The organism is Corynebacterium maris DSM 45190, from assembly GCF_000442645.1.
GTDB lineage: Bacteria > Actinomycetota > Actinomycetes > Mycobacteriales > Mycobacteriaceae > Corynebacterium > Corynebacterium maris.
The window spans coordinates 2346423-2367145 of the sequence record NC_021915.1 but is presented as its reverse complement, the minus strand read 5'-3'; the positions used below and the strand labels follow the sequence as shown (position 1 = coordinate 2367145).

Below are 20723 nucleotides of genomic sequence, written 5' to 3'. Positions count from 1 at the left end.
CGCCGCCCCGCGCCGATCTCTTGTCAGATCAGCGCGGGGCGGCGGTTCTTCTTGCCGGGGCTCACCCCGCCGTCACGGGCGCGGGCAGCACATCCACGCTGACCTCGTCGACGACCACGTCCACGTCCTCGGCGGAGGCGTGCGTGACCACGATGACGCTGCGGTCGGCACGCGCACCCGGCAGCCGCTCTGACAGCAGCATGCGCAGCAGCCGATCGGCGCTGGCGGAGTCGATGTGCTCGGTCGGCTCGTCGATGAGCAACACCGGCGCCTCGGAACACAGGGCACGGGCGAGCAAGAGACGCCGACGCTGGCCGGAGGACAGGGACCCGGCGCCGTCGGCGAGATGCAGATCCAGGGATTCCACCCAGTCCGTGAGCCCCACGGCCTCGAGGCACTCCCACAGCAGCTCATCAGTGGCGCGCGGGTTGGCCACCTTGAGGTTCTCGCGGATGGTCGTGGCGAAGACCCACTCGTCCTCGGCGTGGTTGCGCACGCTGGCGCGCAACACGTCCGCGTCGACGGAGTCGACCGCCCGGCCGCCGAGCGTCAGCACGCCGGAGGCGGCCGGCACCAGGCCCGCGACGGTCTGCAACAGCGTGGTCTTGCCGCAACCGGAGGGCCCGCGCACGACCATGCGCGCGCCGGGCTCCAACCGGAAATCCCACGTTGCCTCACCGTAGGGGCAGGTCAGGTCCCGAGCCTCGAGGGCGACGTCCGCCAGGTCCAGCGGATGCGGGTCGGCGGCGGCCGGCAACGCAACCTCCGAACCCTCGCCGACCAGATCGACCAAGCGGCGGGCGGAGCGGGAGGCCTCGTCTGCGTGGACGGCGGCCTTGGCCAGCTGGCCGTGCGCCTCGAAGGCGGCGAGAGGAAGCATGACCAGCATGCCCAGCCACACTGGCTCGCCGGTGTAGGTCAGCACCGCGAGGACGAGCACCGCCGCGGCGGTCAGGCCGGTGGCCCAGGACTGGACGCCTTCCCCCACCGCTTCCGGGCGCTCGGCGGCGACGCTGGCGGCGGAGGAGCGGGCGGAAGCTTCCCGGGTGGCGGCGGCGTGTGTCTCGCCGAGCCCGGCGGCGGCGAATTCGGCGCGGTGGGACAGCGCCTCGTCGATACGCAGGTTGAGTTCGTCTTCGGCGTCGATGCGGCGCCCGCGGCGGGAGGCGCGGATGGCCAGCCACGGGGTGACCACGCCGGTGAGCAGGAAGCCCGCGACCATGATCACGGCGGCCACCGGGTGCAGCAGGCCCGCGATGAGCACCGAGGCCGCAGACAGGACCAGCGCCACCCCGGCGGGCACGATGGAACGCACGATCAGGTCGGTGACCCGCTCCGTGTCGGAGACCAGACGCAGCAGGCCGTCGCCGCGGCCGAGCAGATGCGCCTTGCCGGAGGAGTCGAGGGCGATGGCGTCGAAAAGCCGGGCGCGCAGGCGGGTCAACGCCCCCAGCGCGATCTTGTGGCTGGTCATGCGGTCGAGGTAGCGGAACACCGCCCGCGAAATGCCCAAGGCACGCACCGCGGTGATCGCCACGCCCAGGTCGAGCACGGGCGGCATCTGCCAGGCGCGCGTGATCAGCCAGCCGGACAGCACCGTCAGCGTCAGCGCGGACAACAGTGTGACGGAGCCGGCGGCGATCGCCAGCGCCAGCTGCCGGTGCTTCACCCCGGCCAGGCGCAGCATGGCGCGCAGGTAGCGAAAAGCAATCACAGGTGAACCACCTCGTCGGCGATGGCGACCATCCGGTCGTCGTGGGAAGCGATGATGACGGTGTCTCCGCGGGCGGCGCGGGCGAGCAGGGCGTCGATGAGCTCGGCCACGAGCTCGGGGCTCAGGTGGGCGCTCGGCTCATCCAGCAGCAGCACGGGGGCGCCCCCGTCGGCACGCGCCAGAGTGCGGGCCAAGCCGATGCGCTGGCCCTGGCCGGCGGAGACCCCGCGGCCGGCGGCATAGACCGCGTGGTCGGGCGGCAGGTCGAGGCCGACGTCGGTGGATGCGGAGGCGGCCAACGCGGGCTCGGCGCCCAGCAGCGTCGTGTTCGAGGCGACCGTGCCGGGAGTCAGCACCGGGCGAGCCGGCAGGTAGGAGATCTTATCCGCCGGCGGGGCGGTCACCCGGCCGGTGACGGCGGCGTCGGGAAGCATGCCGAGCACGGCGAGGAACACGGTCGACTTGCCGGAGCCGTTGGGTCCGTAGAGCACGGTGACCGTGCCCGGCCGGGCGGTGAAGTTCAGGTGGGCGGGACGGACGCCGTCGCGCCCGCCGATCGACAGGTCCGCGGCGGAGACGGTGGCGTCGGCGGCGGGGGAGAGGTACCCGCCGGCGGGCGCCGCCCCGTCGGATTCGAGCAGGTCGAGGATCTCCTCGGCGGCGCTGAGCCCGTCCGCGGCGGCGTGGTAGTTCTGCCCCACCTGCCGCACCGGGTTGTAGACCTCCGGGATGATGATGAGCACGATCAGGCCGGCCACCAGGTCCATCTCCCCGTAGACCAGGCGCAGACCGATGTTCACCGCCACCAGCGCGACGGAGAGCGTCGCCAGGAACTCCAGGGCGAAAGAAGACAGGAACGCCAGCCGCAGCACCCCCATCGTGGCTTTTTCATGCGCCTCGCCCGTGGAGCGCAGCTGACGAGACGGCTGGCGGACGGCGCCGAGCGAACGCAGCGTCACCGCCCCGGACAGCAGGTCCGCCAACTGCCCGCCGAGTGCGGAGGTCACGCGCAGACGACGTTCGGTGTGCACGGCCGTCAGCTTGCCGATCAGCACCATGAACAGCGGAATCAGCGGCAACGTGATCAGGGCCAGCACCCCGGAGAGCGGATCAAGGAAGAACACGACGAGCAACGCGGCCGGGGTGGCCAGCACCAGGGCCACCAGGGAAGGCAGAAATTCGGAGAGGTACGGGCGAAACTCCGCGACGCCGTCGGTGAGCACCGTGCGCCAGTGTGCGGACTGCTCCTGCACCTGGCGGGGGTCGCGGCGTCGCAGCGCGTCCAGCGCTTTGACCCGCAGCGTGTCCACGACGTCGCCGACCGACCGGGAGCCTTGCCGCTTGGCCACGTAGCTGACTCCGCCGTGCAGCAGGACGACCGCGACCAAGGCGACGACCGGCCACGTGAGGGCATCCCACTGCGGTGCGCCGAACTCGGCGGTCTGGATGATGGCCTGCGCCGCCACCCACCCGATCAACACGCCGCGAGCCAGCACCAGGACGGTGGAGGCGGCCTGGGTGACCCCGGCACGGGCGATCAGCCGGGAGACCGGCGGGATGAGCGACAGCAGACGCTTATCGACGGGCGAAGCCATGCATTCCTATCAGACGTTGGTGGTGGTGTTCTTCCGGCGCGGACGGATCTTTTCCTCCGGCGGGTGGGGCTCGGCCGTGACGCGCTTGCGGAAGACCCAGTACGTCCACCCCTGGGCCAGCAGGATCGCCGGCAGGAGGAAGAGCATCGCCCAGCTCATGAAGGTCAGGGTGTAGTCGGAGCTCGATGCGTTGTAGATGTCCAGCGAGACGCCGCCGACCATCGTCGTGGGCATCAGTTGCGGGAACAGCGACCCGAAGATCTGGACGGTCAGGGCGAGCACCGCGATCGACGTCGCGGCGAAGGCCCAGCCGTCCCTGCCCTTGGCCAACGTGGAGACGCCGAGGAGCACGGTCGCGCCCAACACGGCGACGGCCCACCAGGTCTCGGGGCGGCCGTGCACGTCCTGCGTCCACAGGGAGAACGCGAAGACGACGAGGACGGTCGGCAGCGTCAGCCACTTCAGGCCGATCTGATGGACGCGGGCACGGACCGGGTCGGTGGTTTTGAAGCCGAGGAACATCGCGCCGTGCAGCAGGAACAGCAGGACGAACGCCAGGCCGCCGAGCAGCCCGTACGGGTTGAGCAGGCCGAGCAGACCCTCGACGCCCGAATCGATCTGCCGGTCGGCGTCGATGGGCACGCCGCGGAGGATGTTGGCGAAAGCCACGCCCCACAGCAGGGCCGGGACCCAGGAACCGATGGCGGTGCCCACGTCGCAGAGGTTGCGCCAGCGCTGCGTCTCCACCTTGGTGCGCCACTCGAGGCCGACGCCGCGCATAATCAGCGACAGCAGAATTAACAGCAGCGGCAGGTAGAAGCCGGAGAACAACGTGGCGTACCACTCGGGGAACGCGGCGAACATCGCCGCGCCGGCGGTGATCAGCCATACCTCGTTGCCGTCCCAGACGGGGCCGATGCTCTTGACGGCGGCGGTGCGACGCTCGGCGCGTTCTTTCGCGTCCTTGCCGCCGAGGAACGGCAGGAGCATGCCGACGCCGAAGTCGAAGCCCTCCAGCAGGAAGTACCCGGCGAAGAGGACGCCGATGATGATGAACCAGAGAATCTGGAGATCCATTATTTCTCCTCCTCCGACGTGTCGGCCCGGGGGTCGGTGAGCACGGCGGTGCTGCCCGCCGAAGCGTCGCCGGAGTCATCGGCGCTGTCGCCGTCGCCGAAGGTCAGCGGGGCGACCCCGTCGTCGTCATCCGGGGCGTACTCCTTGTGGGCGATGTCCTCGGCGGCGCCCGGCGGGAGCGGGCCGGCGATCGTGTGCCGGCGCAGCAGCCAGAACCAGACGATGGCCAGCACGCCGTAGAGCAGGGTGAACGCGATCAGGGAGGTCCAGACGGTGCTGAGTGAATGGTCGGAGACGCCGAAGTCCACGATCATCCGGATCTCGTCGCGGCCGAGCGGATCGTCGGTGCCCATGAATTCCGGGTTCGGGTGCACGATCCAGGGCTGACGGCCCATTTCGGTGAAGATCCACCCGCACCAGTTCGCCAGGAAGGGGAAGGGGATGACGATCAGGCTCAGCCACCCGAACCACTTCTGGCCGTAGACGCGGCCCTTGCGGGTGACCCAGAAACCGACGGCGGCGATGATCACCGTGGCGGCCATGAAACCGATCATGCCGCGGAAAGACCAGTATGTGACGAACAGGTTCGGGGTGTAGTTCCCCGGCCCGAACAGCTGCTCGTACTGCAGCTGCAAATCAGTGACGCCCTCCAAGGTCACCCCGGTGAACCGGTTGCCCGCCAGGAACGACAGCACGAACGGCACGCCGATCAGCTGGATCGCGGTACCGCAGTCATTCATCGTGGAAATCGACAGAATCGAGAACAACGGGTCGGTCTCCGTGGTGCAGAGCGCCTCCGCGGAGGCCATCTTCATCGGCTGCTGGACGAACATCAGCTGCGCCAGGCTGTGTCCGGTCAGGGACACCCCGATGATCCCGAGGACGGAGACCCACAGACCGAACCGGAGTGTGGCGCGCCACAGTCCATGGGCGTCGTCGGTGAAACTGCCCGGCGCGGAGCTGCCGCGACGGATGGTCCGGACCATCCACCAACCGGAAATACCTGCGACCAGGGTGCCGGAGACCATGAAGGAACCGAAGATCGCGTGCGGCCACCCCGCCAGGGCGGTGGGGTTGGTCAACAGTGCGACGATGTCCACGAGCTCGGCGCGACCGGTCTCCTCGTTGAAGCGCGCGCCCACCGGGTGCTGCATGAACGAGTTGGCCACGATGATGAAGTAGGCGGACAGGTTGACGGCGATGGCCACCATCCAGATGCACACGTTGTGTAGCCAGCCGGGCATGCGTCCCCAGCCGAATATCCACGCCCCGAGGAAGATGGATTCGATGAAGAAGGCGGCGAGGCCTTCAAGGGCGAGGGGAGCGCCGAAGACGTCGCCGACGAAACGGGAGTACTCGGACCAGTTCATGCCGAACTGGAATTCCTGGACGATCCCGGTCACGACGCCCATGGCGAAGTTGATCAGAAAAAGAGTGCCGAAAAAACGGGTGGCCCGATACCAGTGTTCTTTGCCGGTGCGGAGCCAGGCCGTCTGCATCGCCGCGACCATCGGCGCCAGGCCAATGGTCAGCGGCACAAATATGTAGTGATACACGGTGGTGATGCCGAATTGCCACCGTGAAACATCAACTAGATCCACAGATTGACCTTCCACGAAAACAAAGCACGCCGGGTCCCTTGGGTTCCCACGGATGGCGCGCTGAGCGCAGTTCCGGAGCCGGAGAGAGCGTGCGTCGAATTGAACGACACCTCAATACTCACTCAAGTCATCCGAAAGTTCCAGTCACAATGACGGAAGTGTGATGAAAGAGTCATTATAAATAGGTGGGAGCCAGGATCGGCGGGGTGGGGGTGGGGCTTTGCGCGGGTCGAGTTTTTGCCCACGGTGGACACAGGCTAAGATTGTCCGTGTTTCCGGTCGACGTCTTCAGCGTCCGGCGGGTAAACGGTAGGGCCTCTAGCTCAGCGGTAGAGCTACGGACTTTTAATCCGCAGGTCGCGGGTTCGATCCCCGCGGGGCCCACGCTGCTTCTGCGCCAGGCTTGGGCGGGGAGGGCAAAAGGGGCGCACCCAGGGAAGGGTGCGCCCCTTTTGCATTTCTGGCCGCGGGCCGTGACCCCGGTTCAGTCCGGTGGCCCGGTCAGGACTTCACCATGCGACGGATGGCGTCCATGGCTTCGGTGAGCTTTTCCTCCGCCATCTCTCCGCCTTCCTCCACGGCGTCGGCGACGCAGTGGTCGATGTGGTCCTCCAGTAGCGCGAGGGCCACGTTTTCCAGTGCGGACCTCACCGCTGAGACTTGCGTGAGGATGTCGATGCAGTACTGGTCTTCGTCGATCATGCGGTGGATGCCGCGGGCCTGCCCTTCGATGCGGCGCATGCGGGCGAGGTACTTGGCCTTGTTTTCGCCGTAGCCGTGCGTGTGATTCTCGCAGGCCGGTGACTCGGTGGATTCTGGGTTCGTCGCGCTCATGGCCCCATTCTACCCTATACCCGGGCAGGGTATAAAGGGCGGGGATAGTGGGTCCATGAGCTGCGGTTTTGAACTTTGGTGCATGCTGGGTATACTTTTAACACGTTGCACCGGATCGCATCAGTGCGAGAAAGTTCAGCAAGGCCCCCATCGTCTAGTGGCCTAGGACACCGCCCTTTCACGGCGGCGACACGGGTTCGAACCCCGTTGGGGGTACGGAGATTGCGTGCTGCCATAGTGCGAAATGCTCTACAAAATGAATATGGCCCTGTGGCGCAGTTGGTTAGCGCGCCGCCCTGTCACGGCGGAGGTCGCGGGTTCAAGTCCCGTCAGGGTCGCAGTTCGGGTAAGCGCCGACATCACGTCATTGTGGTGTCGGCGCTTATTTCTTTCGGGCCCACATGCTGTTTGCTGGTCGGGCCTCGGCGTGGGCCGTCGCCCTTCCCTGCGTGGTGGACGCCCGCCCCGGCCGGCGAGGGGCTCGTGGGGCGTGAGGTGGTGGGGCTGCAATGGTGGCGGTCGGGGAAAATGCTCGTTGAACAGGTGATTTGTAACTTCATGGCCCTGCTGTGTAATGTTATTCCTTGTGCACAGCGGGAAACCCTGAAGCACAAAACCACATAAAGTAAGGCCCTGTGGCGCAGTTGGTTAGCGCGCCGCCCTGTCACGGCGGAGGTCGCGGGTTCAAGTCCCGTCAGGGTCGCCGAGATCATCGTGACGATGATTTCTGGCCAGATAGCTCAGTTGGTAGAGCGTCCGCCTGAAAAGTGGAAGGTCAGCGGTTCGACCCCGCTTCTGGCCACATGTGGTTCACCCCCGCAACACATAGTGTTGCGGGGGTGTTTTTCTGTCGGGAGAAGGTGGTGCTGGCTAAACTGATGGGAAAAGACACATCACTACTTCCCTGGGGGAATCCATGACTGAATTACAGCGCACCATCACCCATGATGAGGCGGCCTCCCGCTATGTCCTGACCGTGGACGGCGTTGAAGCAGGCTTCTGCGCGTACCGCGAGGCTGACGGCGTCCGCGACTTCGACCACACCGTCATCGGCCAGGATTTTCGAGGCCAGGGGCTCTCCGGGCCGTTGATTAAGGCGTCGTTGGACGACACCCGCGTAGCCGGCAAACCGATCGCGGCCTCCTGCTCGGCGATCGAGCACTTCCTCAACAAAAACGAAGAGTACAAGGACATGCTTGCGGACGCTTAAGCAAGGCTGCTCGCATGCAAGAAGGCCCGCCCCCTTCCTCCCTTGACGGGTGGGTGGGTGCGGGCCTTCGACGCCTTTTTGGGCGTGGATCAGATCACGTAAAAGCCTGGGTCCACGAGGGGCTTGTCCTCGCCGCGGTGGCGGGAACGGATCTTGGCGGGCACACCCGTGGCTATGCTATCCGACGGCACATCCTTGGTGACGACGGCGTTGGCGCCCACGGAAGAGTTCTCCCCGACGGTGACGGGGCCGAGCACTTTGGCGCCCGCGCCCACGGTGACGTTGTTTTCCAGGGTGGGGTGGCGCTTGGTCTGGGTCAGCACCTGACCGCCGAGCGTGACGCCGTGATAAAGCATCACATCGTCGCCGATGATGGAGGTTTCGCCGATGACGATGCCCATGCCGTGGTCGATGAAGAACCGTCGGCCGATCTGCGCGCCCGGGTGAATTTCAATCCCGGTGAGGAAGCGGGTCAGTTGGGATAACACGCGGGCGGGGCCCTTGATGTTGCGTTGCCACAGACAGTGCGAGACCCGATGCGCCCAGATGGCGTGCAGTCCGGAGTAAACGATCGCGTTTTCCACGTCACCGCGCGCCGCCGGGTCGTGTGCACGGGCGTTTTTGAGGTCTTCCCGGATGGTTGTGACCACGTTCATCAACATGGCTCACGAGTCTAACAGGGGCGTGGGAAGGCGAAGAGACGAGACAATTTAAAATTCAACTTGGCGGTGGCGGCGACGCTCGCCGAGCTTGTGTGGGCCCAGAAAACCACGAAGGCCGGGAAGTCGGTCACTGACTTTCCGGCCTTGAACGCGGCGACGAGAAGAGGTTTTAGTCGCGGATGTCCTCGTAGAGGATGGTGGAGACGTAGCGCTCACCGAAGTCACAGACGATGAAGGCGATGGTCTTGCCCTCATTCTCCGGGCGGGCGGCGACCTCCAGGGCGGCCTTGACGTTGGCGCCGGTGGAGATGCCGCCGAGGATGCCGTCCTGCTCCGCCAACTTGCGGGAGTAGGCCACGGCGTCCTCGTTGGAGACGGTGATGATTTCGTCGACGACGGTGCGGTCGTAGGTCTCCGGAATGAAGTTGGCGCCCAGACCCTGGATCTTGTGGGCGCCGGCCTTGCCCTCGGACAGCAGCGGAGACGCGGTCGGCTCGACGGCGATCGTCTTGATCTCCGGGTTCTGCTCCTTCAGGTACTTGCCGGCGCCGGAAATCGTGCCGCCGGTGCCGACGCCCGCGACGAGGATGTCGATCTTGCCGTCGGTGTCGTTCCACAGCTCCGGGCCGGTGGTGTTGTAGTGGATGCGCGGGTTCGCCTGGTTGGCGAACTGGGAGGCCAGGACAGAGTTTTCGCGCTCGGCGGCGATCTCGTTGGCCTTGTCCACGGCGCCCTGCATGCCGGCGGAGCCCGGGGTCAGGACGATCTCTGCGCCGTAGGCGCGCAGCAGGACACGGCGCTCATTGGACATGGTCTCGGGCATGGTCAGTACGACGTTGTAGCCACGGGCAGCGCCGACCAGGGCCAGGGCGATGCCGGTGTTGCCGGACGTCGCTTCGATGATGGTGCCGCCCGGCTTCAGGTCGCCGGACTCCTCGGCTGCGTCGACAATGGCCATGCCGATGCGGTCCTTGACAGAATTAGCGGGGTTGAAGAACTCGAGCTTGCCCAGAATCGTGGCATTGACGTCCTTGGCCAGGCCGTTGACCTTGACCAGCGGGGTGCCGCCAATGGTGTCCAAGATGTTCTCGTAGATCTTTGCCATCGATGTACTCCTTCGGGAGACGAAAGTTGATTTATATTCGGTTCGGTCGCGCAATGATAGGTCGGCGCGGCGATGTACGGCTCGACCATTGCGTGCCATGATACACAAGTTTACTAGACCGCTTGGTATGATCCAACTAGACTGAAATGTTTTGCATGGTTTCGACCTGGCAGATTTCTGATAGAGCCCTAAAAATCATCTGTTACGTGGGGCGAGCTTGAGTGGTGTGAGGGCGTAAGGCTTGCGCGGCGACACGACCCTTAGCATAAGTACTCTCATATATCCTCTCGTGTTCGGCGCAGGAGCGGTTCTTTTCCCCGGAAACTGAACCTTTGTGCGCCACTGGGTGAGGTGAGGGCGAGAGCGGTGGAGTGGGGTCAGGTTTTATTACCCCCGAAAATGCGGTTACGATACCCAATTGAAGCAATATTAAGCCCGTGTCCGTTGCCCCTTCGGGTGCACCTGATCGGGGTATTTCCAAGGAGAGACGATGGAGTCCCAACGCATCAAGGACGACGATGACGCGATCCGCGCAGCCTTGACCTCACTGAAGACAGCTACCGGAATTCCGGTGACGATGTACGGAACGCTCCATTCAGACAACCGCATTCAGATCACTCAATGGATCGGACTGCGCACCCCCACCCTGCAGAACATGTTCATCGACCAGGGCACCGGAGTCGGCGGGCGGGTGGTGACCACCCGTCGTGCGGTGGGCGTCTCCGACTACACCAGGGCCAACGTCATCAGCCACGAGCATGACCGCGCTATTCAAGAAGAGGGTCTGCACTCCATCGTCGCTGTGCCGGTCATCGTCCAGCGGGAAATCCGGGGCGTCTTGTACGCCGGCGTCCACTCGCCCGTACGTCTCGGAGACAAGGTGATCGAAGAGGTCGCCATGACCGCCCGTTCTCTGGAACAGGATCTCGCCATCAACTCGGCGCTGCGTCGCGTCGACGGAGGCAAGGGGGCCGCGAAGTCCGGCCGGGTCATGAACAGCGCTGAATGGGAACAGGTGCGCGCCACCCATTCGAAGTTGCGCATGCTCGCCAACCGGGTGGAGGATGATTCGCTGCGCAAAGAGCTGGAATCCCTCTGTGATCAGATGGTCAGCCCGGTTCGGGTCAAGCAGTCCACGAAACTTTCTGCACGAGAGCTCGACGTCCTCTCCTGCGTCGCGCTGGGGCACACGAACGTCGAGGCGGCTGAGGAGATGGGCATCGGCGCAGAGACGGTGAAGTCCTACCTGCGCTCTGTGATGCGCAAACTCGGCGCTCACACCCGATATGAAGCCGTGAACGCGGCACGGCGTATCGGCGCACTGCCCTAAGTATGACTACTGTTTGAAGTGTGAAGGAAACATTTCAAGTAGCCGGTGGCGCCCGACTGGCCGGTTCGGTGCGCGTGGACGGAGCCAAGAACAGTGTCCTTAAGCTCATGGCTGCGGCTTTGTTGGCCGAAGGCACCACGACGCTGACCAACTGCCCTGAGATCCTCGACGTCCCGTACATGCGGAGCGTGCTGGAGGGGCTCGGCTGCGTCGTCCAGATCGACGGCCCGACGGTCACCATCACCACTCCCGCCGAACTGAAGGCCGACGCAGACTTCGACGCCGTCCGTCAGTTCCGGGCCTCTGTCGCGGTCCTCGGCCCACTGACTGCACGGTGCGGTCGAGCGGTCGTGGCATTGCCCGGTGGCGACGCCATTGGCTCCCGCCCCCTGGACATGCATCAGACTGGGTTGGAAAAACTCGGGGCGACCACCCGCATTCAGCACGGTGCGGTGGTTGCAGAGGTAGATGAGCTGCGGGGCGCAAAGATCCGACTCGACTTCCCCTCCGTCGGCGCCACAGAAAACATCCTCACTGCCGCAGTCCTGGCCAAGGGGCGCACGGTGCTGGACAACGCCGCCCGTGAGCCGGAGATCATCGACCTCTGCGACATGCTCATCTCCATGGGGGCGCAGATCGACGGCGCCGGCACCTCCACGATCACGATCGACGGAGTGGACAAACTCGAGCCCACGGAGCACGAAGTCATCGGTGACCGCATCGTCGCCGGCACATGGGCCTACGCGGCGGCGATGACCCGCGGCGACATCACCGTCGCCGGAATCGCTCCACGTCATCTGCACCTTGCGCTGGAGAAGATCAAGTTTGCCGGGGCCGACGTGGAGACCTACGAGAGTGGATTCCGGGTGCGGATGGATGGGCGGCCGACGGCAGTCGATTACCAGACCCTGCCTTTCCCCGGTTTCCCCACAGACTTGCAGCCGATGGCGATCGGCATCTCCACCATTGCCGAGGGAACCAGCGTCATCACGGAGAACGTTTTTGAGTCGCGGTTCCGTTTCGTCGATGAGATGCAGCGACTGGGGGCGGACGCCACCGTCGACGGCCACCATGTAGTGATCCGCGGCATCGAACAACTTTCCTCCACGGGCGTCTGGAGCTCCGACATTCGTGCGGGCGCCGGGCTGGTGCTCGCCGGCCTCGTCGCTGACGACCAGACGACGGTTCACGACGTATTCCACATCGACCGCGGGTACCCGAACTTCGTGGAGAACCTGCAGAGACTCGGTGCGGACATCGAAAGAGTCCAGGTAGAGCCGTGATTCGCAGCTAACGCCCCAACCATGTGGTTGGGGCGTTTTTAGTGGGTGATCAGGGAAGGCGAAGTGCTATGTCTTTGCATTTCACCTGGTTATGGTCTGTTTTTGGGGTGCGTAAATCGGCTGCGTGAGTGGTTGGTTCGTGCTAGGGCGTTGTAAGCGTGGTTGTGTGGGCGTGTTTTTAGTGTGTTGAGCTGGCGATTTGTGTTGTTCGGGGTGTGGTGTGTAAGTTTAATTCTTGTCAGCGAGACCGACAGCGCCCCGCCAGACAGTGAGACTCTGAAAGAGAGTCCGGCACTGTGCAGGTGAGCGGCGAGAGGAAAACAGTCGCGGACCAAACCAAGAATGAAGCCACACCGGCTACCGTGCGCCCACCTTGTGGGGGTGTCGTGAAAGCAGTGTGTGCGTGTGTTGTGTGAGAACTCAATAGTGTGCCAATGTACTTTTGTTTAGTGCCACGTGCCGTGCCTTTTTGGTGTGGTGGGTGGTCGTGACGATTGTGTCTGCCCTCACGTCCTGGCCTTGATGGTTGGGGTGTGGTGGTGGTGCCGGGTGATGGGCTCCTCCCAGTGACGGAGTCCTCATCCTTAAAAGCTGGCCTGCGCGTTGATCGTGTGGGTGTTGCTGGTGCCGGCAGAGACAATCTCACATATGAGCTACTTCCTTGATGTGCCCCGTCAAGGGTTAAGGAAGTGGCGTGAGTTTTGTGCTGACATTTTGTCGGTAAAAGTTTTGGATAACGAGTGACGCCACCACGTGTGGTGGTGTGCTGGTTGTTTATGTTGTTTGTTGGGAGTACAGGCTTTTCACGAGCTTGAAATCTTTGACAGATTTTTTGTGGAGAGTTTGATCCTGGCTCAGGATGAACGCTGGCGGCGTGCTTAACACATGCAAGTCGAACGGAAAGGCCCCTGCTTGCAGGGGTACTCGAGTGGCGAACGGGTGAGTAACACGTGGGTGATCTACCCCGCACTTCGGGATAAGCCCGGGAAACTGGGTCTAATACCGGATATTCACGCCCCTTTTGTGTGGGGTGTGGAAAGATTTATCGGTGTGGGATGAGCTTGCGGCCTATCAGCTTGTTGGTGGGGTAATGGCCTACCAAGGCGTCGACGGGTAGCCGGCCTGAGAGGGTGTACGGCCACATTGGGACTGAGATACGGCCCAGACTCCTACGGGAGGCAGCAGTGGGGAATATTGCACAATGGGCGCAAGCCTGATGCAGCGACGCCGCGTGGGGGATGACGGCCTTCGGGTTGTAAACTCCTTTCGCCCACGACGAAGCCCTTCGGGGTGACGGTAGTGGGATAAGAAGCACCGGCTAACTACGTGCCAGCAGCCGCGGTAATACGTAGGGTGCGAGCGTTGTCCGGAATTACTGGGCGTAAAGAGCTCGTAGGTGGTTTGTCGCGTCGTCTGTGAAAGTCCAGCGCTTAACGCTGGGATTGCAGGCGATACGGGCTTACTTGAGTGCTGTAGGGGAGACTGGAATTCCTGGTGTAGCGGTGAAATGCGCAGATATCAGGAGGAACACCAATGGCGAAGGCAGGTCTCTGGGCAGTCACTGACACTGAGGAGCGAAAGCATGGGTAGCCAACAGGATTAGATACCCTGGTAGTCCATGCCGTAAACGGTGGGCGCTAGGTGTGGGGACCTTCCACGGTTCCTGCGCCGTAGCTAACGCATTAAGCGCCCCGCCTGGGGAGTACGGCCGCAAGGCTAAAACTCAAAGGAATTGACGGGGGCCCGCACAAGCGGCGGAGCATGTGGATTAATTCGATGCAACGCGAAGAACCTTACCTGGGCTTGACATACACCGGACCGGGCTAGAGATAGTCCTTCCCTTGTGGCTGGTGTACAGGTGGTGCATGGTTGTCGTCAGCTCGTGTCGTGAGATGTTGGGTTAAGTCCCGTAACGAGCGCAACCCTTGTCTTATGTTGCCAGCACGTTGTGGTGGGGACTCATGAGAGACTGCCGGGGTTAACTCGGAGGAAGGTGGGGATGACGTCAAATCATCATGCCCCTTATGTCCAGGGCTTCACACATGCTACAATGGTCGGTACAACAGGTCGCGATACCGCAAGGTGGAGCTAATCCTTAAAGCCGGCCTTAGTTCGGATTGGGGTCTGCAACTCGACCCCATGAAGTCGGAGTCGCTAGTAATCGTAGATCAGCAACGCTGCGGTGAATACGTTCCCGGGCCTTGTACACACCGCCCGTCACGTCATGAAAGTTGGTAACACCCGAAGCCGGTGGCCCAACCCTTGTGGGGGGAGCCGTCGAAGGTGGGATCGGCAATTGGGACGAAGTCGTAACAAGGTAGCCGTACCGGAAGGTGCGGCTGGATCACCTCCTTTCTAAGGAGATTTTATTGTCAGTCACCCGCGGCAGTAGCCGTGGTGTGCGCCTGGTGGTTGAGACGCCGTATGTGTGTCTGCCACCGTAGTATGGAGTGGAACACCGCCTGTCGCACAAGAATGTGCGTCGGGGTCATGGTCGTCACGAAGCAAAAGCGCTGCCCCTATGGTGGGTGGTGGTTGGCACACTGTTGGGTGTCTGGGACAACATGGTCCTGGGTAAACCGTTCACATCGTCATGATCTGTGCTCGTTCGGGCTGGGTTGTGGTGGGTGGGGGTTGTGTTGTGTGAGAACTGTATAGTGGACGCGAGCATCGTACACACCATCAAAGGTGGTGTGTGTGATTTCTTTATTGTTTGTGATTTTGTACGTGTAAGACCACAGGCAACACCTTTGGGTGTTGTTGTGTGTGTTTTTTAAGGGCGTACGGTGGATGCCTTGGCATACTGAGCCGATGAAGGACGTGTGAGGCTGCGTTATGCCTCGGGGAGTTGCCAACAAAGCGTTGATCCGAGGATGTCCGAATGGGGAAACCCCATCACCGTTATGGGTGGTGACCGTCATCTGAATTCATAGGGTGTGCGGGGGTGACGCGGGGAAGTGAAACATCTCAGTACCCGCAGGAAGAGAAAATAACAATGATTCTGCTAGTAGCGGCGAGCGAACGTGGAGGATGGCTAAACCGTGTGTGCGTGATACCCGGCAGGGGTTGTGCATGCGGTGTTGTGGGCTCGCAACATATCCTGGTCTGCCGGCTGGGAGCATAGACGCGTGTGGTTAGTGGAAGTGCCTTGGAATGGGCTACCGAAGTGGGTGAGAGTCCCGTACATGAAGGCCATGTGTGCTGTGTTGTTGTGGTGCCCGAGTAGCAACGGGCTCGTGAAATCTGTTGTGAATCTGCCGGGACCACCCGGTAAGCCTGAATACTCAGTATGACCGATAGCGGATAGTACCGTGAGGGAATGGTGAAAAGTACCCCGGGAGGGGAGTGAAATAGTTCCTGAAACCGTGCGCTTACAAGCCGTCAGAGCACTTCTTATGTGTGATGGCGTGCCTTTGGAAGAATGAGCCTGCGAGTCAGCGGCATGTCGCGAGGTTAACCCGTGTGGGGTAGTCGTAGCGAAAGCGAATACTAACGAGTGTGTTTAGTGGCATGTCCTGGACCCGAAGCGGGGTGATCTACCCATGGCCAGTGTGAAGCGATGGTAAGACGTCGTGGAGGCGCGAACCCACTTAGGTTGAAAACTGAGGGGATGAGTTGTGGGTAGGGGTGAAAGGCCAATCAAACTCCGTGATAGCTGGTTCTCCCCGAAATGCATTTAGGTGCAGCGTCGTGTGTTTCTTCCCGGAGGTAGAGCTACTGGTTGGTTGAGCGGGACTACAATCTTAGCAATGTCAGCCAAACTCCGAATGCCGGTGAAGGTATAAGCACGGCAGTGAGACTGTGGGGGATAAGCTTCATAGTCGAGAGGGAAACAGCCCAGATCGCCGGCTAAGGCCCCTAAGGGTGTACTAAGTGGAAAAGGATGTGTGATCGCGAAGACAGCCAGGAGGTTGGCTTAGAAGCAGCCACCCTTGAAAGAGTGCGTAATAGCTCACTGGTCGAGTGGTTGTGCGCCGACAATGTAGTGGGGCTCAAGTACACCGCCGAAGCCGCGGCAATATCCCTTGGGGATATTGGGTAGGGGAGCGTCGTGCATGGGGTGAAGCCATACCGTAAGGGGTGGTGGACTGTGTGCGAGTGAGAATGCAGGCATGAGTAACGAGAGTAAGGTGAGAATCCTTACCGCCGGATGACTAAGGGTTCCTGGGTCAAGTTCGTCTTCCCAGGGTGAGTCGGGGCCTAAGGCGAGGCCGACAGGCGTAGTCGATGGATAACGGGTTGATATTCCCGTACCCGTGTGTATGCGCCCAGTGGTGAATCAGTGATACTAACCACCCACAACCCATTGTCTGGGCCTTCGGGTCTGGTGATGGTGCGTGCGTGGGGCCTGAACTGGTAGTAGCCAAGTGATGGGGTGACGCAGTGGGGTAGCCGTGCCACTTATTGGATTGTGGTGTAAGCGTGTAGGACGAGGTATAGGCAAATCCGTACCTCATATGTCTGAGACGTGATGCGTAGACACTTTGGTGTTGATGTCGGTGATCCCGTGCTGTCGAGAAAAGCCTCTAGCGATGTATGCACATGGCCCGTACCCGAAACCAACACAGGTAGTCAGGTAGAAAATACTAAGGCGGTCGGGTGAACTGTGGTTAAGGAACTCGGCAAAATGCCCCCGTAACTTCGGGAGAAGGGGGGCCCAACACGGTGAACACCTTTACGGTGGGAGCTGTGGTGGGTCGCAGAGAATAGAGGGAAGCGACTGTTTATCAAAAACACAGGTCCGTGCGAAAACGATTAAGTTGAGGTATACGGACTGACGCCTGCCCGGTGCTGGAAGGTTAAGAGGACCAGTTAGGGGACGTAAGTCCTCGAAGCTGAGAATTTAAGCCCCAGTAAACGGCGGTGGTAACTATAACCATCCTAAGGTAGCGAAATTCCTTGTCGGGTAAGTTCCGACCTGCACGAATGGCGTAACGACTTCCCTGCTGTCTCAACCACAGACCCGGTGAAATTGCAGTACGAGTAAAGATGCTCGTTTCGCGCGGCAGGACGAAAAGACCCCGGGACCTTCACTATAGCTTGGTATTGGTGTTCGGTTCGGCTTGTGTAGGATAGGTGGGAGACTATGAGACAGCCACGCCAGTGGTTGTGGAGTCGTTGTTGAAATACCACTCTGGTCGGATTGAATGTCTCAACCTTGGCCCATGATCTGGGTCGGGGACAGTGCCTGGTGGGTAGTTTAACTGGGGCGGTTGCCTCCTAAATGGTAACGGAGGCGCCCAAAGGTTTCCTCAGCCTGGTTGGTAATCAGGTGGTGAGTGTAAGTGCACAAGGAAGCTTGACTGTGAGAGTGACAGCTCGAGCAGGGACGAAAGTCGGGACTAGTGATCCGGCACCAACGTGTGGATGTGGTGTCGCTCAACGGATAAAAGGTACCCCGGGGATAACAGGCTGATCTTCCCCAAGAGTTCATATCGACGGGATGGTTTGGCACCTCGATGTCGGCTCGTCGCATCCTGGGGCTGGAGTAGGTCCCAAGGGTTGGGCTGTTCGCCCATTAAAGCGGCACGCGAGCTGGGTTCAGAACGTCGTGAGACAGTTCGGTCTCTATCCGCCGCGCGCGTGGAAACTTGAAGAAGGCTGTCCCTAGTACGAGAGGACCGGGACGGACGTACCTCTGGTGTGCCAGTTGTTCCGCCAGGAGCAGGGCTGGTTGGCTACGTACGGACGGGATAACCGCTGAAAGCATCTAAGCGGGAAGCCTATTTTGAGATGAGGTTTCTGTTGAGGTTCCCTAAAGATGATGGGGTTGATAGGCCAGATCTGGAAGCACAGTAATGTGCGGAGGTGACTGGTACTAATTTACCGACTAACACACACCCTTTGTGATCGTTTTGCCGCACAAACAACAACGATATGAGAAACATAACTCGCGTCTACTATGCAGTGTCTGACACGACACCACCCCCAGTGGGGATGGTTGCCCAGGACACACACACCGGCCTTCCTGTACGGAAGGGCTGCGGTGGTGTTGTTCTGATTGGGTGTGTCGGTGGTTGATAGCGGTAGGGAAACGCCCGGTCCCATTTCGAACCCGGAAGCTAAGCCTACCTGCGCTGATGGTACTGCACTCGGGAGGGTGTGGGAGAGTAAGACACCGCCGACCAACAACAAAACACAACTAAATAACAACCGGTGGCCCGGTCGACGACAAGGAATTCTTGCCGTCGGCCGGGCCACCGGCTTTTTGTATCCGGAAAACAAGGCGTCTCTTGACGTCGCGTTCCGTGCCGGCGTCGAACGTAGGTGTTGGGGTAGCAGGAGGCGGTGTCCCACGTTAGGAGTCTTGATGCCCGTCTGAAGGAGACACAGCATGCCGTGGACACGGCCTAATCCCAGGAGCTATCCCCGCCCCGCGACATAAAAACCTCCCTGCCCTAAAGGGCAAGGAGGTTCATTCAGTGAGGTGCCGCCGTCGGAACGGGCGAGGAAACCGCCGGCTAGTACAAGACAGCGCCTTCAGCGGAAGAATGCACCAGCTTGGCGTACTTGCCCAGCACGCCACGTAGGCGCGGGTTCTCCGGCGCCTCCCAGTCGTGGCGGCGCTGCGCCAGTTCGTGCTCGTCGACGTGCAAATCGATTGAGCGGTTCGGGATGTTGACGGTGATCTCGTCGCCGTCCTGGACGAAGGCGATGGGGCCGCCGTCAACGGCCTCGGGGGCGACGTGGCCAATGCACAGGCCGGTGGAGCCGCCGGAGAAACGACCGTCGGTGATCAGCAGGACATCCTTGCCGATGCCGGCGCCCTTGATCGCGCCGGTGATGGCCAACATCTCGCGCATGCCGGGTCCGCCCTTGGGTCCTTCGTAGCGGATGATCACGACGTCGCCGGCCTTCAGCTCCCCGCCCAGGACTGCGTCCATGGCCGGCTGCTCCCGATCGAAGACACGGGCGGTGCCCGTGAATTCTTCGGCGTCGAAGCCGGCGGTCTTGACGATCGCTCCCTCCGGGGCGAGGGAGCCGCGCAGGACCGACAGGCCGCCATTCTCGTGGATCGGGTTGTCGAGGGCGCGCAGAATCTTGCCGTCCGGATCCGGCGGGTTGATGCCCTCGAGGTTTTCGGCCACGGTCTTGCCCGTGACGGTGAGGCACTCGCCGTCGATGAGCCCGGCGTCGAGAAGCGCCTTCATGACGACGGGGATGCCGCCGATCTTGAACACGTCGTTCATGACGTAGTCGCCGAAGGGCTTGACGTTGGCCAGGTGCGGAACCTTGTCGCTGACTGCGTTGAAGTCGTCGAGGGTCAGCTCCACCTCGGCCTCCTTGGCGATGGCCAGCAGGTGCAACACGGCGTTGGTGGAGCCGCCGAGGGCCATGACCACGGCGACGGCGTTGAGTAGCGAGGCGCGGGTGACGACGTCACGGGCGGTGATGCCCTTCTCCAGGAGATTGACCACGGCCTCGCCGGAAGCGCGGGCGTACTCGGTGCGGTTGCGGTGGATCGCTGGCGGGGCGGCGGAGCCCGGGAGGGACAGCCCCATGGCCTCTGCGGCGGAGGCCATCGTGTTGGCTGTGTACATGCCGCCACAGGCGCCCTCGCCGGGGCAGACGGCGCGCTCGACGGCGTCGAGGTCTTTCCCGCTCATCTTGCCGGCGCGGCAGGCGCCGACGCCCTCGAAGGCGTCGATGAGCGTGACTTCCTTCTCCGTGCCGTCCTCGAAGGTGGCGGTGCCCGGCATCGTCGAACCGTTGTAGAGGAACACCGACGACAAATCGAGGCGGACGGCCGCCATGATCATGCCCGGAATGGACTTGTCGCAGCCGGCCAACACCACGGAGCCGTCGAGACGCTCAGCGGACATGACCGTCTCCACGGAGTCCGCGATGACCTCGCGGGAGACCAAGGAGTAGTGCATGCCCTCATGACCCATGGAGATGCCGTCGGAGACGGAGATCGTGCCGAATTCGAGCGGGTAGCCGCCGGCGATGTGGACGCCGTCTTTGGCGAATCCCGCCAGTTTCTTCAAGGTGAGGTTGCAGGGGGTGATTTCGTTCCAGGAGGAGGCGACGCCGATCTGCGGTTTGTCCCAGTCGTCGTCGCCCATGCCCACGGCACGGAGCATGCCCCGCGAGGCAGTGGCCTCCAATCCGTCCGTGACTGAGCGGGAACGCGGTTTGATGTCAACGTGGTCGTTTTCACTCATACGCCCACTATAGAAACACGGCGCACAAAATGTGCGGGCCGCCGCACATTCCCTCGACGCCGGAAAGCAACGGAAAATCAGGGGGTACCCTGATGTTTCTGACAGGTAGGCCGGTTACCGTTGGTACAGTACGGCGGAACTGTTTTT

General features: G+C 62.2%; 11 protein-coding genes, 5 tRNA genes and 3 rRNA genes. 11 read left to right on the top strand and 8 right to left on the bottom strand.

Going from position 1 to position 20723, the window contains the following annotated elements:
- Positions 1-61: 61 nt before the first annotated feature.
- The 4 genes from cydC to B841_RS11020 are packed head-to-tail and all read right to left on the bottom strand — an operon-like array spanning position 62 to position 5987.
- Entirely contained in the window at positions 62-1687 is a 1626-nt protein-coding gene (gene cydC / locus B841_RS11035) for a thiol reductant ABC exporter subunit CydC (protein WP_041632340.1), read from the bottom strand.
- A 23-nt stretch (positions 1688-1710) separates the two neighbouring features.
- Positions 1711-3309: an ABC transporter ATP-binding protein/permease gene (locus tag B841_RS11030; protein ID WP_020935571.1), complete on the bottom strand. Its 1599-nt coding sequence runs from the start codon at positions 3307-3309 to the stop codon at positions 1711-1713.
- A gap of 9 nt (positions 3310-3318) precedes the next feature.
- A complete protein-coding gene (gene cydB / locus B841_RS11025; protein WP_020935570.1) occupies positions 3319-4386 on the bottom strand; it encodes a cytochrome d ubiquinol oxidase subunit II in 1068 nt (355 codons plus the stop codon).
- Complete coding sequence (locus tag B841_RS11020; RefSeq protein ID WP_041631882.1) at positions 4386-5987, bottom strand: cytochrome ubiquinol oxidase subunit I; 1602 nt, start codon at positions 5985-5987, stop codon at positions 4386-4388. The genes cydB and B841_RS11020 overlap by 1 nt, the downstream gene beginning before the upstream one ends.
- 312 nt (positions 5988-6299) lie before the next feature.
- Here B841_RS11020 and B841_RS11015 point away from each other — a divergent pair.
- Positions 6300-6371: transfer RNA gene (locus B841_RS11015), tRNA-Lys, on the top strand.
- Positions 6372-6488: 117 nt separating this feature from the next.
- Here the strand turns inward: B841_RS11015 and B841_RS11010 are convergent.
- A complete protein-coding gene (locus tag B841_RS11010; protein ID WP_020935568.1) occupies positions 6489-6821 on the bottom strand; it encodes a metal-sensitive transcriptional regulator in 333 nt (110 codons plus the stop codon).
- Positions 6822-6964: 143 nt separating this feature from the next.
- Between B841_RS11010 and B841_RS11005 the strand changes: the two genes are divergently transcribed.
- The 5 genes from B841_RS11005 to B841_RS10985 all read left to right on the top strand — a co-directional run bounded on the left by B841_RS11005 (position 6965) and on the right by B841_RS10985 (position 8031).
- Positions 6965-7037 (top strand) — tRNA-Glu (locus B841_RS11005).
- Between the two features lie 48 nt (positions 7038-7085).
- Positions 7086-7159 (top strand) — tRNA-Asp (locus B841_RS11000).
- Between the two features lie 291 nt (positions 7160-7450).
- Positions 7451-7524 (top strand) — tRNA-Asp (locus tag B841_RS10995).
- 26 nt (positions 7525-7550) lie between these two features.
- Positions 7551-7623, top strand: a tRNA-Phe gene (locus tag B841_RS10990).
- A gap of 114 nt (positions 7624-7737) precedes the next feature.
- Positions 7738-8031, top strand: a complete 294-nt coding sequence (locus tag B841_RS10985; protein WP_020935567.1) for a GNAT family N-acetyltransferase — start codon at positions 7738-7740, stop codon at positions 8029-8031.
- An 89-nt stretch (positions 8032-8120) separates the two neighbouring features.
- On the opposite strand, the gene epsC is transcribed toward B841_RS10985, so the two are convergent.
- Together epsC and cysK are read right to left on the bottom strand one after the other, a co-directional pair.
- Positions 8121-8693 (bottom strand): serine O-acetyltransferase EpsC, encoded by a 573-nt coding sequence (gene epsC / locus B841_RS10980; RefSeq protein WP_404825445.1) that lies wholly within the window; start codon positions 8691-8693, stop codon positions 8121-8123.
- Positions 8694-8862: 169 nt separating this feature from the next.
- Entirely contained in the window at positions 8863-9798 is a 936-nt protein-coding gene (gene cysK / locus B841_RS10975) for a cysteine synthase A (RefSeq protein WP_020935565.1), read from the bottom strand.
- A 490-nt stretch (positions 9799-10288) separates the two neighbouring features.
- Between cysK and ramA the strand changes: the two genes are divergently transcribed.
- The 5 genes from ramA to rrf all read left to right on the top strand — a co-directional run bounded on the left by ramA (position 10289) and on the right by rrf (position 18538).
- A complete protein-coding gene (gene ramA, locus B841_RS10970) occupies positions 10289-11128 on the top strand; it encodes an acetate metabolism transcriptional regulator RamA (protein WP_020935564.1) in 840 nt (279 codons plus the stop codon).
- 20 nt (positions 11129-11148) lie between these two features.
- Complete coding sequence (gene murA, locus B841_RS10965) at positions 11149-12411, top strand: UDP-N-acetylglucosamine 1-carboxyvinyltransferase (protein WP_020935563.1); 1263 nt, start codon at positions 11149-11151, stop codon at positions 12409-12411.
- Positions 12412-13242: 831 nt separating this feature from the next.
- Positions 13243-14766, top strand: a 16S ribosomal RNA gene (locus tag B841_RS10960).
- A 408-nt stretch (positions 14767-15174) separates the two neighbouring features.
- A 23S ribosomal RNA gene (locus B841_RS10955) occupies positions 15175-18253 on the top strand.
- A gap of 167 nt (positions 18254-18420) precedes the next feature.
- Positions 18421-18538, top strand: a 5S ribosomal RNA gene (rrf, locus tag B841_RS10950).
- Together the 16S, 23S and 5S rRNA genes form the textbook arrangement of a ribosomal RNA operon.
- Before the next feature lie 334 nt (positions 18539-18872).
- Here rrf and ilvD read toward each other — a convergent pair.
- Positions 18873-20576 (bottom strand): dihydroxy-acid dehydratase, encoded by a 1704-nt coding sequence (gene ilvD, locus B841_RS10945; protein ID WP_020935562.1) that lies wholly within the window; start codon positions 20574-20576, stop codon positions 18873-18875.
- Positions 20577-20723 lie beyond the last annotated feature (147 nt).